Annotated in this window: 14 protein-coding genes; 5 read left to right on the top strand and 9 right to left on the bottom strand. The window is 63.3% G+C overall.

What is annotated here, in order from left to right; genetic code table 11:
- Positions 1-136 precede the first annotated feature (136 nt).
- Both ACEN2R_RS11925 and ACEN2R_RS11920 read left to right on the top strand, forming a co-directional pair.
- Positions 137-295 carry a hypothetical protein gene (locus ACEN2R_RS11925; protein ID WP_442042437.1) on the top strand — a complete coding sequence of 53 codons (159 nt, stop codon included), beginning with the start codon at positions 137-139 and terminating at the stop codon, positions 293-295.
- Entirely contained in the window at positions 292-717 is a 426-nt protein-coding gene (locus ACEN2R_RS11920) for a group III truncated hemoglobin (protein ID WP_442042435.1), read from the top strand. Before ACEN2R_RS11925 ends, ACEN2R_RS11920 begins: the two co-directional genes overlap by 4 nt.
- A gap of 5 nt (positions 718-722) precedes the next feature.
- Here ACEN2R_RS11920 and ACEN2R_RS11915 read toward each other — a convergent pair whose 3' ends face one another.
- Positions 723-1,721: a YcjF family protein gene (locus ACEN2R_RS11915; RefSeq protein ID WP_442042433.1), complete on the bottom strand. Its 999-nt coding sequence runs from the start codon at positions 1,719-1,721 to the stop codon at positions 723-725.
- A complete protein-coding gene (locus tag ACEN2R_RS11910; RefSeq protein WP_442042431.1) occupies positions 1,718-3,136 on the bottom strand; it encodes a YcjX family protein in 1,419 nt (472 codons plus the stop codon). The genes ACEN2R_RS11915 and ACEN2R_RS11910 overlap by 4 nt, the downstream gene beginning before the upstream one ends.
- 133 nt (positions 3,137-3,269) lie before the next feature.
- Between ACEN2R_RS11910 and truA the strand changes: the two genes are divergently transcribed.
- Positions 3,270-4,052 carry a tRNA pseudouridine(38-40) synthase TruA gene (truA, locus tag ACEN2R_RS11905; RefSeq protein WP_442042429.1) on the top strand — a complete coding sequence of 261 codons (783 nt, stop codon included), beginning with the start codon at positions 3,270-3,272 and terminating at the stop codon, positions 4,050-4,052.
- Between the two features lie 108 nt (positions 4,053-4,160).
- Here truA and ACEN2R_RS11900 read toward each other — a convergent pair whose 3' ends face one another.
- From ACEN2R_RS11900 to ACEN2R_RS11880, 5 genes are all read right to left on the bottom strand, one after another.
- Positions 4,161-5,030, bottom strand: coding sequence for a substrate-binding domain-containing protein (locus ACEN2R_RS11900; RefSeq protein ID WP_442042427.1), 870 nt, complete (start codon positions 5,028-5,030; stop codon positions 4,161-4,163).
- 88 nt (positions 5,031-5,118) lie between these two features.
- Positions 5,119-6,069, bottom strand: a complete 951-nt coding sequence (locus ACEN2R_RS11895; RefSeq protein WP_442042425.1) for an FAD:protein FMN transferase — start codon at positions 6,067-6,069, stop codon at positions 5,119-5,121.
- Entirely contained in the window at positions 6,059-8,266 is a 2,208-nt protein-coding gene (locus ACEN2R_RS11890; RefSeq protein ID WP_442042423.1) for a PepSY domain-containing protein, read from the bottom strand. The genes ACEN2R_RS11895 and ACEN2R_RS11890 overlap by 11 nt, the downstream gene beginning before the upstream one ends.
- A 27-nt stretch (positions 8,267-8,293) precedes the next feature.
- Positions 8,294-8,764, bottom strand: a complete 471-nt coding sequence (locus ACEN2R_RS11885; protein WP_442042532.1) for a DUF2271 domain-containing protein — start codon at positions 8,762-8,764, stop codon at positions 8,294-8,296.
- Positions 8,765-8,973: 209 nt separating this feature from the next.
- On the bottom strand, positions 8,974-9,327 hold the full coding sequence (locus ACEN2R_RS11880) for a PepSY domain-containing protein (protein WP_442042421.1): 354 nt from the start codon (positions 9,325-9,327) through the stop codon (positions 8,974-8,976).
- A 138-nt stretch (positions 9,328-9,465) separates the two neighbouring features.
- On the opposite strand from ACEN2R_RS11880, the gene ACEN2R_RS11875 reads away from it, so the two are divergent.
- Positions 9,466-10,128, top strand: a complete 663-nt coding sequence (locus ACEN2R_RS11875) for a response regulator transcription factor (protein WP_442042419.1) — start codon at positions 9,466-9,468, stop codon at positions 10,126-10,128.
- Complete coding sequence (locus tag ACEN2R_RS11870) at positions 10,128-11,441, top strand: ATP-binding protein (protein ID WP_442042417.1); 1,314 nt, start codon at positions 10,128-10,130, stop codon at positions 11,439-11,441. The genes ACEN2R_RS11875 and ACEN2R_RS11870 overlap by 1 nt, the downstream gene beginning before the upstream one ends.
- Here ACEN2R_RS11870 and tcuB read toward each other — a convergent pair.
- Both tcuB and tcuA read right to left on the bottom strand, forming a co-directional pair.
- The gene (gene tcuB, locus ACEN2R_RS11865; protein WP_442042415.1) at positions 11,426-12,502 is read right to left on the bottom strand and encodes a tricarballylate utilization 4Fe-4S protein TcuB; all 1,077 of its coding nucleotides are present in this window, start codon (positions 12,500-12,502) and stop codon (positions 11,426-11,428) included. The genes ACEN2R_RS11870 and tcuB overlap by 16 nt on opposite strands.
- Positions 12,492-13,898, bottom strand: a complete 1,407-nt coding sequence (gene tcuA / locus ACEN2R_RS11860; RefSeq protein WP_442042413.1) for an FAD-dependent tricarballylate dehydrogenase TcuA — start codon at positions 13,896-13,898, stop codon at positions 12,492-12,494. The genes tcuB and tcuA overlap by 11 nt, the downstream gene beginning before the upstream one ends.

The raw sequence follows: 13,898 nt of genomic DNA, 5'->3' as shown, positions 1-13,898 counted from the left end.
AGCGCACAGGCTTGGAAAGCCACGTTAGGGGGTTTGGCTGGGTAGCTGCGCTGCGGCCGGAATGAGCATTTGAAAGTTACGTAAAATACATCTATTAGTATTATACCTTAATCGCAGATCAAAGGAGAAACCGGCTATGGTGAAGAAAATCGCAGATGCGTTTTTGTGGCCTGGAACTAAGGTCTGCCTTTATCTGGGGGTAAACCCGGAGGACGACATGGGACTGATCCGTTCGATGTTCAACATGCTGTTCTATCTGACGCTCAGCCTGATCGTCGTCTGGATCGTCCTATGACCGCCAGCGCCCTGCCCCCCCGCCTGCCGCTCAATGCCACAGAGATCGACAGCGTCGTTGCGCTATTCTACGCCCGTATCCGCAATGACGCGGTTCTGGGGCCGGTCTTTTTCAACGCCATAGGCGATGACGCCGACATCTGGGCAACGCACGAGGCCAAGATCGCCGCCTTCTGGCGCAACAGCATCCTGCGCGAACGCAGCTATAGCGGCAACCCGATGCAGGTGCACATGGGCGTCAAAGGTATCGAGCCGGAACATTTCGACCGCTGGCTGGCACTGTTTTCTGCCACCTGTGCCGATGTCCTGCCCACAACCAAGGCCGAGGGGTTTGCCGGTCTTGCAACGCGGATCGGGGCGGGCCTGAAAATGGGTGTCGCGCAATCCCGGCGGGCGCCGACGGATGTGCCGATCCTGCGCTAAGCCCGTTAACGGCTGAACAAACCGGTCAGCGCCCTTTGCACCAATCCGGTGACCGAGGGCCGTTTGACGGTGTGAAACGGCATCGGGCGGCACACTTCCATCGCGGCAACACCCACGCGGGCGGTCAGGGCGCCATTGACCACGCCCTCGCCAAAGCGGCGCGATATCTTTGACAAAAGCCCGCCGCCGGCGATGGACTGGATCAGGTCATCCCCGACCGCAACGGCCCCCGTCGCCACCAGATGTGTCAGCACGGTGCGGGTCAGGCGCCAACTGCCCAGCGTTCCGGCGCGGCCTCCGTATACTTCGGCGACGCGGCGGATCATCCGCAGGTTTCCGGTTAGTGCGGCGGCCACATCCGCGAGCGCCAAGGGCACAATCGCAGTCACCGTGGCGACCTGCCGCGCGGCCGCCTCGACCTCTCGCATGGCACGCAGGTCCAGCGGCGCGATCACCTCGCGCTCTGCCAGACCAAGCAAGGCGTCGGCATCGAACATGTCGCCCTTGTGTTCTGCCAGCCGGTCCAGCCCCCACCGCACATCCGCGCGCCCCGCATAAAGCGCAGCAATCTGGTCGGTGACCTTTCGCGCCGCGCCAAGATCCTGCGCCGCCAGCGCCGCCACCGCAGCACGGTGCACCGCATCCAGTCGTTTCAGCCGCGCGAAAGAGGCCAGTTCCTTGACCGCAATCGCCAGCAGAACGGCAACGAACAGGCCCGTCAGAACCAGCGCCGTATAGCCAAGAACCGGGTTGCGGGCGATCATTCCGTTAACGAAATCCCACGCGGCGATTGAAACCACAAAGGCCAGAAGCGCCGACAAAAGCGTCCAGAACCACCGCGCCAGCCGCGATGGCTTGCGTGCGGCCAATGTCGCCAGCATTTCCATCGCCTTGCCGGTGGGGGCCTCTGTCATAAGGTCAGGCACGGCAGGAGCGGCATCAGGCGTTGCCGCCGGTGCATCGGCATCAAATTCGATCAGAACCGGACCAACGGGCTTTTTCATCTTAGGCGATCTCCGATCAGGAACTCTGTGGCCTTGTCCAGGCGGATATGCGGCGGACCATCGCCCGGCCTAAGGGTCAGGCTGGCAGGGGCGAAGTTCATGATCTGGTAATCGGCATCCAGCCAGTCCATTGCCCCCGCCCGCGCCGGGTTCAACAGATGCGCCGGATCATCCGGCAGTTCACCGGGATATAACGCCGCCTGCTTGCCCGTGGTCAGCAAGGCGCCACGCACGCAATCAAGTTTTGCACCGTTATGGTCCAGCGTTTCCTCGACCGTGGCGCGCAGCGATGCGATGGACATCGCCGATGTCACAGCGCCGGCAAAGTCGGCACGGTCACGGGCGTCACGCACAAGCGCCTCCATTATAGCGGTCAGCCGCGGATGCTGCCGGTGGTGCAGATGATCGGCTTTCGTTGCGCAGAACAGGATTTTTTCAACGCGCTTGCCCATGAACAGCTGGGTCAGGAACGCGTTGCGACCGGGGCGAAACGCCCCCAGAATGTCGGACATGGCATGGCGCAGATCCTCGACCGCCTGCGGGCCCTTGTGAATGGCCCCCAGCGCGTCGACCAGCACAACCTGACGATCAATCCGCGAGAAATGATCGCGGAAAAACGGCTGGACCACCTGTTTCTTATAGGCCTCGAACCGGCGATCCATCTCTCGATACATCGTGCCCCGTCCTGATTTGGCGGGCTTTGCCATCGGCGCAAAAGTCAGCACGGGCGACCCTGCCAACTCCCCCGGCAAGATAAAGCGCCCCGGCGTGCAATCCGAGAACCCCGCCTCGCGGGCGGCATTCAGGTAGGCCGTGAACGACGCCGAAAGGGACTTTGCCGCCGGTTCCTCGAATTTTGCGGTGGCATCGGTGGCCGCCACATCTGCCAGAAACGCCGCTGCGACGGGGCGCGCGCTGATGCGCGACAGGGTCTCGGCGGACCAGCTTTCATAGGTCTTGTCCATCAAAGCCAGATCCAGCAACCATTCGCCGGGATAATCCACAATATCCAGATGCACCGTGCGCGGCCCCTGCAACGCGCCGAACAGACCCGAGGGCTGCACCCGCAATGACAACCGCAACTCGCTGACCGTGCGGGTGCTTTCGGGCCAGTGCGGGGCCTTTGCCGTCAGCGCGGCGAGATGCGCCTCGTAGTCAAAGCGCGGGACGGTATCATCGGGTTGCGGCTGTAAATAGGCGGTCTTGATTGCACCGTTCGCGGCGGCCACCAGTTGCGGCATCCGGCCACGATCCATCAGATTGGCCACCAAAGACGTGATAAACACCGTCTTTCCCGCGCGACTAAGCCCTGTCACGCCCAACCGGATCACCGGCTCGAAAAAGGCGCCGGAGACCGCCTGGGTTACCCCCTCAACGCTGCGGGTCACCCCGTCGGCAATCGTTCCCAGCACCAAATCCGCAACTCCTGTTCACTTGCCATGCAACATAGGCGCACCGCGCCCCCCGCGCTAGGGGATGCCCGCAGGTATTGTCCCCGCTATTGTCACCACTATTGTCCCTGTGCAATTCCCGCGTTACCTAGCGCTTATGCCTCGTTATGCCCTCAAGATCGAATACAACGGCGCGCCCTTCTTTGGATGGCAGCGCCAAAAAGAGCACGTCAGCGTGCAGGGTGCGATTGAACACGCCCTGACGAAGATCACCCCCGAGGCCCCGCTGGTGCAGGGCGCGGGCCGCACCGACGCGGGCGTTCACGCCACGGGGCAGGTCGCGCATCTGGATCTGGCGCGCGACTGGGACCCGTTCCGCCTGTCCGAAGCACTGAATTATCACCTGCGCAACGATCCGGTGGCCATTCTGACCGCCGCCCGCGTAGACGACATGTTTCACGCAAGGTTCGGCGCGGTAGAGCGGGAATATCTGTTTCGCGTGATCAGCCGCCGCGCCCCCATGACCCATGAGGCGGGGCTAGTCTGGTGCGTGAAATACCCGCTTAATCTGGACGCAATGCGGCAGGCCACCAGCCACCTGATCGGCAAGCATGATTTCACCACGTTCCGGTCCACCATTTGTCAGGCGCAATCGCCGGTCAAAACGCTGGACGAATTGCGGATCGAGGCGGTCGACATTCCATATGGCACGGAATTCCGGTTCCATATCCGCGCGCGCAGTTTCCTGCACAATCAGGTGCGCAGCTTTGTCGGATCGCTGGTGCAGGTCGGGTCGGGGTCCTGGGCCCCCATTGACATGAAGACCGCGCTGGCGGCCCGCGAGCGCCCCGCCTGCGGCCCGGTCGCCCCGCCGCACGGGCTATACCTTGCCCATGTGCGCTATCCGGTGGACCCCTTCGCGGGGAAAACGCCGGTTTGATCCGTGACGGCGGAAAATCCGACCGGCCCACATGCTGATCCGTTGGATTTTTGGATATTTAAACCAAGAAGAACGCAAAGCGGTGTCTGCCTGACCGGGCAGGGCTGATCAGGCGTTGAACGTTATCTGGCCCAGACCGGACACATCGTAGCCATGCCAGTCCAGCGCGCGGGCCCGGAAACGGTCGCTGCGGCAGAAGGTCAGAAAAGTCTGCATGGGGGGATCGAACCACGCCTTGCGGTCCACCATCAGATCAAAGCGTTCGGTCAGGATCGGCACAAAAGCCAGCTTGTGCACTTTGGCCAGGGCGGACAGGCCAAGCGTCGCATCTGCCCGCCCCTCTGACACGATCTGCACGGCGTCGGCTTCGGTTCGGGCCGGATCGGTAAAGGTGACGTCGCCGGGGGTCAGCCCCGCTTGCGCCAGAAGCGACAGCAGCAGTGTCTGTGCGCCGGCCTCGGTTTGGCGGGTGGCGATGGTCAGCCCGCGCAGATCCGCCACCGTGCGCGGCTTTTGGGTGACATGGTCGGCGACAATCAGGCCGCGTTGGCGTTTGGCCCATTCGATCAGCACGATGTTGTCGTTGCTGAACCGCGCCGTCACCGCCGCCACGTTCCATGTGCCCGATGCCGCGTCGAACAGATGCAGCCCCGTTGCAATCCCCTCGTCTTCCGCGAAACGGTCCAGCCCGTCATCGCTGCCGTCAAAGAACGTCGCAAGACCGCAGCGGGATTCGCGCAAGGCCCAGTCAAGCAGGGGATCATGGCTGCCCAGCACCACGTTGGGCCGATTGCGCGGCACAGGTGCCATGGCACCACCGCCCCCCGCGATGAACCGGTTCACCGCATCGGCGGGAAATAACAGCTTTCCGGTGGCACGCGAACAGGGCAATGCACCGGAATTGGCAAGGTCATAGACCTTGCGTGTCTTGAGGCGCAAAAGCGCGGCAACTTCGCCCGTCGTCAGGTAATCAGGCATCACACCGTCACATCCAATGGAACACCAACATTCCCGATTGTTATGGCCGAGATCGGCACCAAGCGCAAAGCAAAGCTGCGACCCTATACTAGAGTGCCGCGAAAACTGTGCCCACCGCCACCCGCCTGAACCCTGCGCCATCGCGCAAGACGAACAGCGCGTCCAGCCCGTGTTTGCCTGCCAGCGCCGCTCCTCGCGCCTCGCCCGCGACCAAAAGTGCCGTGGCCCATGCATCCGCCATCATGCAGCTTTGCGCGATGACAGACACGGAGGCGACCCCGCCAAGCGCTGGCCCGCCGCGCGTCCCGTCCATGTTGTGTGACAGCCGCGCGCCCCCCACATCGACCCAATGCCGGTAGTCCCCCGATGTGGCGATGGCCGCATCCTGAAGGGTGATGACCGCCATCGGGCTGCGGGCCTCGTAATCCGGTTCTTCCAATGCGATGGCCCAAGGCGTCTGATCAGGCTTCAGCCCGATCGCCTTCAATTCGCCGTCCAGCCCGACAAGGGCGTTTTCGATGCCCGCCTCTTGCAACACGCGGATCATTTCGTCCACCGCGAAACCTTTGGCGATACCGGACAAATCGAACGTCAGGGGCGCAAGTTTGCAGGCGCGGGAACCGGCGGCATCCAGATCAAGCACATCATAGGTTGCGGGCCGCACCCTATGCAGCGCCGCCTGAACGGCAAGACCGTCGGGGTCCGCCCCCGTCGGGCCAAACCCCCAGGCGTTCACCATATCGCCCAGACCGATGTCGAAACATTCCCCCGACGCATGGCCAACCTCCAGCCCGGCCGCCAAAACAAAGGCCAGCTCTGGCGGCAGGTCCACCCATTGATCAACGCGGGCCGCGTTCAGGCGCATCAGGTCGCTGTCGGGCTTCCATGTCGACATCTGTTGGTCGACACGGGCCACCGCAGATGCCAATGCCGCATCGACCGGCGCAACATCAAAGCCCTGCGGCGCATGGAACAGCGCCGACCAGCGGGTTCCCATCGTCGCGCCGCTCAACGCATGGCGACAAAGATCAGTAGACATCTTCTGCATAGCGCCCCGCAGCCTTGAGGGTGACAGGATCAAGGCCGACCGGCAACAGCACCTCTGCCAGCGCATCCCTGACACCCTGCGCCATATCGCGGCCACCGCACACCATGATCTGCGCCCCGCCCGCGATCAGATCCCGCAGGTGCGGCGCATCCCGGCGCAAGCTGTCCTGCACATAGGCGCGACCGGCCACGCGAGAGAATGCCGTGGTCAGCGTGGTCAGGTTCTTGTCCGCCAGCCAGCGATAGAGTTCGGACCGATAGAGGAAATCCGACGCCGGATCACGGCCCCCGAAATACAGATGCATCGGGCGCGCCTTATGGTTATTTCGGATGAACCCGGCCAGCGGCCCCACACCGGTGCCCGCACCGATCAGGATCACCGGCGACCGGCCCTTTGCGGGGCGGAAATCGGGGTTGGACTTTATAAAGCACTCGATCCGGTCGCCCTGTTGCAGCCCGTGCAAATGGCCGGAACACAGCCCGCCGGGGTGCTTGCGCACGCAGATTTCCAGCACCCCGTCGCAGGACGAGGAGGCCAGAGAATAGTAGCGCGGCATCGTGCTGTCGGGTGCCATGATCCCCACCAGATCACCGGCGGCAAAGCGCGGAAAGGCGCGGCCTGTCAGGCGGGCGAACAGCCCGTGGCCGGGCAGGGCAAAGCGGAAGATGCTTGTCGGTGCCTGCACCTCTGCCCCGTAGTCGCTGCGCGAAAGCAGGGTCAGGGACCGGCTGCGTGGCAGGACGGGCACATGCACCAGATCAACCGGCTGCGGCAGATGGACCGACAGCGCCTGCCCCCACCGCGCAAACTCCTGCGCGGATTGCCGGTCGATCCTGTGCGACGGCATCAGTGCGGCCCAGCCCTTTTGCGCCAGCGCCTCCTCTATATCTGTGGCGAATTGGCAGAACTTCGGGAATTGCCTGTCGCCGAACCCCAGAACCGCCACCGGAAAGGCGGGTGCGGTCATCCCATCCAGCCGCGCCATAAAGTCCCTGGCACTGGCCGGAGCCGCGCCATCGCCGTAGGTTGCCGCCAGAATGAACATGCGCTGCGCTGCGGCATAGTCTGGCGCGATGTTGCCCATGGCACCGGTATGCACCTTGTGCCCCAAGGCTGTCAGCGCGTCATGCAGGGTGCGCGCAAACCCCCATGTGCTGCCGCCCTCGCTGCCGACAAGGATGATGGTATCTGCCGAATGCGCCGCGACATTGGCGGCGATGCGGGGGCGCGCGCGCCTGCGGGCCCACCAGACGAGTGCGCCGGTCGCGGCCATGACGGGCACGCCCAGCGCCATCACGCCAAGGATCAGGCCCAGCCACCACAGCCCCTGCCCCGTGTGCAGCATATAGATGAATTCATAGACCCGCTGTGCGGTGTTGAACTCCTGCCAGACCAGCATCTGCCCCGTGGCCTGATCTATAAAGCCCTCGCCAGTAGCGGTGGTCAGGGTGAACACATCTGTCGGATCACCGGCATAGGGAAAGCTCAGCTCGCGGAACTCGGCCAAGGCCACGTTTTGCAGCGCTGCGATCTGTTCCACCGGACGCGTCGCACCGCCGTTCAGTTCGGTTGGAAATGCGGGGGATGACGACATACCGTCGGGTATGATCGCGAATGTGGTCATCACCATGTAAAACGCCGTGACCGACGACAGCAGCAACCCCGCGACCGCAATCCGGCCCAGATCAACGTGCAGGCGCTGTGCCCCTGTGCCACGCGCAGGCCGCAGCAGAAACCGCCAACCGCCCATCCGCCGCGCGGTCATCTGCAACCCCGACACCGCCAGCAGTATCATCGCCAGCGCGCCCGCCCCCGCGACCATCCGCCCGCCATCATCCAGAAACAACGAGCGGTGCAGGTCTGTCACCCAACGCTCCACCCGCGACGACTGAACCGGCCCAAGCCCCGCGCCCGTCGCCGGATCGACCACCACCGCGCCGGGCACGTCTTTGTCAAAGTAATAGGCGACGATCTTGCCCGAGGCGCTGCGCTTTATCTGCTCTACACCGGGATAATGCGCCACCACCCGCCCCGCCAGTTCCGCCACATCCGGCGGGCTGGCTGGCTGGGCCACGGTTTGCACCCTTTCCAGTGCGGGGAAAACCGACAGAACAGAGCCGCTTGATGCCAGAACGGTGACAAGCACACCCGCAATCAGACCCGGAAACTTATGAAGCTGGCGCAGCATGGCTGTCGTCCCTTTCCGCTGTTGCGCTTACATGTCGTATTGGAAGGACTGGATATAGCGGCGGCCCTTGGCGGGTTTTCCGCCCCCCGCAGCAGTCAGCGGCACGACGATCTCGGAGGGGCTGTCGCGCATGTCCTCGACCGCGGCGTCGATGTGCAGTTCATAGCCTGCGTCGATCAGCGCGTCGGCCACATCAACCGAGATTTTCAGCGACCGTCCCTGACCGACGCTGGCCCCCGTGATCCCGTCGACCCGGGAAAGATCAGCCCCTGCGACGCGCGACCAGTCAGACAAGTGCTTGTAATATTTCGTTTTACCACCCGCCACCCAAAGCGTTTCAACATAGGCACCCTTTGCGTCGGTGACATAAAGGGCAAGATACGCGCCCTGCCCGCCGTATTGGCTTAACGTGGCGGTCAGTGTCACGGGGCGGGCAAACGCCATCCCCGGAAGGGTCAGCGCCGTCGTCATCGCAAGGGCGGTCAAAAGGGATTTCATCGGGGGTACTCCGGTCATTTATTTCACTATGTATCGGGTCTACGGGCGGGGCCTGACGGCATCCTGAACGGCGGGGGGAACCTGCTTCAGGTCGGCGTCAGCTTTTATTCCTTGTCGGGGAAAAAGAAGCGCCCCGCAGGGGAGGTGCGGGGCGCTTCATGGTCGGGCCTTTGGTGCCGATCAACACCGGCAGGACCCGACGCATGCGATTATTTCACGGGTAGCCTGCGATTGTCGCTGTCGTCGTCGCTGTCGTCGCTGTCGTCGCCACCCGATTGTTTGCAGTGATGTTCGCGTTCCAGCTTGATGATCTTCAGCGTCGCAGGGTCGACCTTGGCTTCGATCTCGCACCCGGTTTCATCGCGGGCTTTGATTTCATAGCAGCCGTCATCGGTCTTTATCCTGCGCACGGTCCAACCATTGGCCTCGGCCATGTCCTGCACCGCGCCGCGCGGCTGCCAGTTGGCCATCGGCACATAGCAGTCGTCACTGTCGGCATGGGCGACACCAGCCCAGAGAGGCAGCATCAACGCCGCCGCGAAAATCATTTTGTAGGTCATCATTCTGGCTCCCGTTCGGGGTGGATGCTGCCTTTTCGCATGCTTGCCTGACGCCAACCTTAAGGCGGGGAAATTTGAACTTAAGGTGGCCGTCAGCTTTGCAGCGCAATAAGCTGTAGGAAAAGACAGAAGGATAACGGAATGCGCGTGCTGCTGATCGAGGATGATACCGTTCTGGGGGCCGCTGTGCGCGACCAGATCGACGCCGACGGTCATTCGGTTGATTGGGTCACGCGGCTGGACGATGCCAGCGACCATGTCGACAGCGCCACCTATGACCTTGTGCTGCTGGACCTGATGCTGCCCGACGGGCGCGGCCTGCCGTTCTTGCGTGCGCGCAGGGCCAGCGGCGATGTCACGCCGGTGATCATCCTGACCGCGCTTGACCAGATATCCGACCGTATCGAGGGGCTGAACGCGGGCGCCGACGACTATATGGTCAAGCCATTCAACCTGTCGGAACTTTCCGCACGGCTGAACGCGGTCGCGCGGCGCTATTCCGGCAATCCAAACCCATTGGTCGAGATCGGCGCCTTGCAGATAGATCTGGCCGCCCGCGCCATTCGCCGCGCCGGAAAACCTGTCGCGCTGACCGCCCGCGAATGGGTCCTGTTCGAGGCGTTCGTGCAGCGGCCTGGCCAGATCATGTCGAAGGCGCAACTGGAGGAACGGCTGTATTCCTTTAGCGCAGAGGTCGAAAGCAACACGATCGAGGTGCATGTCAGCCGCTTGCGCAAAAAGCTGGGGCATGACGCGATCGAAACCCAGCGTGGCGTCGGTTACCGGCTTGGCGGTTGCGCCTGATGTGGCCGCGCAGCCTGCAATGGCGGTTGTCGATAAGCCTTGTTCTGGGGATCAGCCTGTTGTGGGTGGCGGCCAGCGTCGTGACCGCCCGCAACATGCGCCACGAAATGGACGAGGTGTTCGACAGCGCACTTGAGGAAACAGCGCAGCGCATCCTGCCCTTGGCGGTTCTCGACATCATCAACCGCGAGGAAGAAGGCCTGTCGCAGCGCGTCGCCACGCTGCGCGCCCATGACGAATATTTCACCTATCTGGTGCGCGATGCCGAGGGTCGCGTTTTGCTGCGGTCGCATGATGCACAGGATGACGTATTTCCGCCCTTCACGCAGAACGGCTTTGCCAATAGCGCGACCCACCGCCTTTATTTCGACAGCGCCCTGCAAGGCACCGTGAGCATCGCCGTTGCCGAACCGCTGTCCCATCGCCGGTCCGTCGCAAAAGAGGCGCTGACGGGTCTGGCCTATCCGCTTGGCGTTCTTGTTCCGCTTAGCCTGTTGGGTATCTGGGCGCTGGTTCGCGTTTCCATGCGACAGGTCCGCGCCCTCCGCTCCGAGATCGAGGCGCGCGGCAGCGGCGATCTGGCCCCTGTCGCGACGGGCAACCTGCCGTCGGAAATCGAGCCCCTTGCGGGGGCCGTGAACACCTTGTTAACGCGGGTGCGCCGCACATTGGAGGCAGAGCGCAGTTTCACCGCCAATTCCGCGCATGAGTTACGCACGCCGGTTGCCGCGGCTTTGGCCCAGACGCAAAGACTGATCGCCGAGACCAATGACAAAACCGCCCGCGATCGCGCAATCCTGATCGAGGGATCGCTGCAACGGCTGTCGCGACTGTCCGAGAAACTGATGCAACTGGCACGGGCCGAAGGCGGACAGTTGCGGTCGGAAACGCCCGTCGATGTGGCACCCGCGCTGGCGCTGGTGGTGGCCGAGCTTGGCCCGGATGCCGCGCGGGTAAGGGTGACGCGGCCCAAGGGGCCTGCCCTGTCGAGCGTCGATCTGGATGCCTTTGCCATTCTGGCGCGAAACCTGATCGAGAATGCCCTGAAACATGGCGAGCCCGCCCAACCCGTCCTTGTCGCCCTGACGGACGATGGCGGGCTGACCGTGACCAATGCGGGGCCGTTCGTTCCCCCCGATCTGTTGGCGCAGCTTTCGCGCCCCTTCACCCGTGGAACGACAGGGGCAGATGGCACCGGGCTTGGCCTTGCCATCGCTGCCGCGATTGCCACGGGGTCGGGCGGAACGCTTGCCCTTGCATCCCCGGCGACGGGGCACTCGGCCGGGTTCGAGGCGCGCTACCGCCCCGCGTGATTCGCCGCCTTTTGGTGTTCCACAATCAGCGCCGCCATCCGGTAAAACCCGTGGATCATCTTGGTGTAGGGCAGCAACAGAAAGAACGCCAGAACCGCGCCCAGATGCACCGCCAGCAATGCGGGCACCGCCGCCGTTCCCGTCGCCGCATAAAGCACCAGACCGGTCAGTGCGACGGCGAACAGCAGGGCCACGAACCCCATCTCTCCGCCCCAGACCCGCACGGCCCCCAGCGCCGGATCGGCCTTTGTTTTCAGATAGGCCAACCCGACAGTGCCTATACACAACAGAATCCCGCCCGGCACGCCCAGCAGTTTCGGCAGGCTGAAAAATCCATAGGGCGCCTCTATCCCCGCAAGATAGTGCAGCAGGGTCGCGGACCCCGTCGAGGCAAAGCACAAAAGAAAGCCATACATCACTGCCTGATGCAAATAGCGCCGCGCGTTGGAATAGCGGTCTTCCTGTTCAAAGTTGCACCCCTGCCCCTGCCCGCCGTCCAGATTGCGCATCGTCCCTGCGGATTTTGACGCGGCCAGAACCTCTGCCCACCTGATGCCGCGCCCGCCCACCTCGCGCCAGTAGGCGCGCAGTGACAGGGCGACAGTCAACAGCGGCAGCAAAAACGCAGGGGCGAAAATGGCGACCATCGCGGTATGAGCCAGGGACGCATAGAACCCCTCGCCGCTTGCGGGTGTAAGCCACTGGATCGCGGCGAACAGCGCCGCCAGCGTCACGACCAACACGCCCGCAATCGCAACGCCGCTGGACTGGTACGCAGTCGCAAAGGGTTTCGGCCATGCGTGCCGTTCCCAGCTGTCCTGCCGCACCTCGGCCAGCGCCGCGGGCAGGTTCAGGGCAAATTCATGCGGTTCGGTGTATTGGCACGAATAGTAGCAGCCCCGGCAGTTGTGGCACAGGTTCGCCAGATGGGTGATGTCGCCATCGGCAAACGCCTTGTCCCGCGTCATGGCGGGAAACACCGAACAGAACCCCTCGCAATAGCGGCAGGCGTTGCAAATCTCGATCTGGCGGCGCGCCTCGTCTATCAGTTCAATTGACATAGGCAGCGGCCTCTTTTCCTGCGATGCGTCCAAAGACGGTTCCGATTGTCATGCCAAATCCCGCCAGATACCCCTGACCAAGGATCGAGCCTGCCATGATTTCCCCAGCGGCCCAGACGTTCTGCAACGGGCCTGCGGGGGTATGGACCTGCGCGGTGTTCGACACCTTCAGCCCCAGATAGGTGAAGGTCACACCGGGGCGCAGCTGATAGCCATAGAACGGCGGCGTATCTATGGGCCGCGCCCAGTTGGTTTTGGGGATATTGATGCCCTTGGTCGCAACTCCGTCCAGTTCCGTCGGGTGAAAGTCCCCCGGCTGGCAGGCCGCGTTGAAGCTGGCGACGGTCTTGGCAAGGGCCGCGCCGGAAATGCCCAGTTGCTCGCCCAGCTCCTCGATCGTGTCGGCCTTGACCGGTTTGAACACCGAAGGCATGAACAGGTCGATCGACTTGCTGTCGATGATGGAATAGCCCACCTGTTCGGGCTGCCCCGCCACCAGCCGCCCCCAGATCGCATAGCGTTTGGGCCAGACATCCTCGCCCTCGTCATAGAAACGGTCGCCGTCCTTGTTGACCACGATCGAGAACGGCACACAGTCCAGCCGCGTGACGATCCCGCCGTCGTATTTCGGTGCGCGCCCGTCGATGGCAACGGCGTGGCACTGGGTGGGATCGCCGACGCTGTCACAGCCCTGATCCAGCATATCCTTCAGCACGACACCGCGGTTGTAGGGCGTGCCGCGAATAAGAAAGTTCCGCGCCGCCGGCCCCCATGCCCGCGCAAGCCAGTCCAGATCGGCCTGAAACCCGCCCGATGCAATGACAATTGCCCGCCCGTCTATCTTCAGCTCCTGCCCGCCGATGGTGGCGTAAAGATGGGTGAACCGGTCGTGATCCAGATGCACATGGGTCACCTCGGCGTCATAGGCGACGGTGACGCCCAGATCCTGCGCCGTGTTGTAATAGGCATTCACCAGCGCCTTCCCCCCGCCCAGAAAGAACGCATTGGTGCGCGACAGCGACAATGTGCCGGACAGCGACGGCTGGAACCGGACGCCATGCGCCTCCATCCATGGCAGACATTCCTCGGACGAGCGGATCGTCATCCTCGCCAGCGCCTCGTCGGTCTTGCCCTTGGTGACCAGCATCAGGTCGTCGAAATACTCGTCTTCCTCGTAGCGGTCCGTCAGCACCGACAACGGCCCCTGATGCATGCAGCGAAAGTTGCGGGTGTGGCGCGAGTTTCCACCGCGATAGGATTTGGGCGCGGATTCAAGGATCAGCACCTTCGCGCCGGTCTCTGCCGCTGTGATCGCGGCACAAAGGGCGGCGTTCCCCCCGCCCACGACGATGATGTCCCACAGGCCGCGATAGGCGTGGTGTTCGGTGTTTGGCAT

Origin of the sequence: Pseudogemmobacter sp. W21_MBD1_M6, assembly GCF_052119585.1 — a bacterium.
In the GTDB taxonomy this organism is placed as follows: Bacteria; Pseudomonadota; Alphaproteobacteria; order Rhodobacterales; family Rhodobacteraceae; genus JBGQOJ01.
This window is presented reverse-complemented; position numbering and strand designations above follow the sequence as displayed.

Bases quoted from the DNA above. Each gene is read 5' to 3' on its own strand.
- ACEN2R_RS11925 (WP_442042437.1), top strand. From the start codon at position 137: ATGGTGAAGAAAATCGCAGATGCGTTTTTGTGGCCTGGAACTAAGGTC.
- ACEN2R_RS11920 (WP_442042435.1), top strand. From the start codon at position 292: ATGACCGCCAGCGCCCTGCCCCCCCGCCTGCCGCTCAATGCCACAGAG.
- ACEN2R_RS11915 (WP_442042433.1), bottom strand. From the start codon at position 1,721: ATGAAAAAGCCCGTTGGTCCGGTTCTGATCGAATTTGATGCCGATGCA.
- truA (WP_442042429.1), top strand. From the start codon at position 3,270: ATGCCTCGTTATGCCCTCAAGATCGAATACAACGGCGCGCCCTTCTTT.
- ACEN2R_RS11900 (WP_442042427.1), bottom strand. From the start codon at position 5,030: ATGCCTGATTACCTGACGACGGGCGAAGTTGCCGCGCTTTTGCGCCTC.
- ACEN2R_RS11895 (WP_442042425.1), bottom strand. From the start codon at position 6,069: ATGTCTACTGATCTTTGTCGCCATGCGTTGAGCGGCGCGACGATGGGA.
- ACEN2R_RS11890 (WP_442042423.1), bottom strand. From the start codon at position 8,266: ATGCTGCGCCAGCTTCATAAGTTTCCGGGTCTGATTGCGGGTGTGCTT.
- ACEN2R_RS11885 (WP_442042532.1), bottom strand. From the start codon at position 8,764: ATGAAATCCCTTTTGACCGCCCTTGCGATGACGACGGCGCTGACCCTT.
- ACEN2R_RS11880 (WP_442042421.1), bottom strand. From the start codon at position 9,327: ATGATGACCTACAAAATGATTTTCGCGGCGGCGTTGATGCTGCCTCTC.
- ACEN2R_RS11875 (WP_442042419.1), top strand. From the start codon at position 9,466: ATGCGCGTGCTGCTGATCGAGGATGATACCGTTCTGGGGGCCGCTGTG.
- ACEN2R_RS11870 (WP_442042417.1), top strand. From the start codon at position 10,128: ATGTGGCCGCGCAGCCTGCAATGGCGGTTGTCGATAAGCCTTGTTCTG.
- tcuB (WP_442042415.1), bottom strand. From the start codon at position 12,502: ATGTCAATTGAACTGATAGACGAGGCGCGCCGCCAGATCGAGATTTGC.
- tcuA (WP_442042413.1), bottom strand. From the start codon at position 13,898: ATGCCAAACACCGAACACCACGCCTATCGCGGCCTGTGGGACATCATC.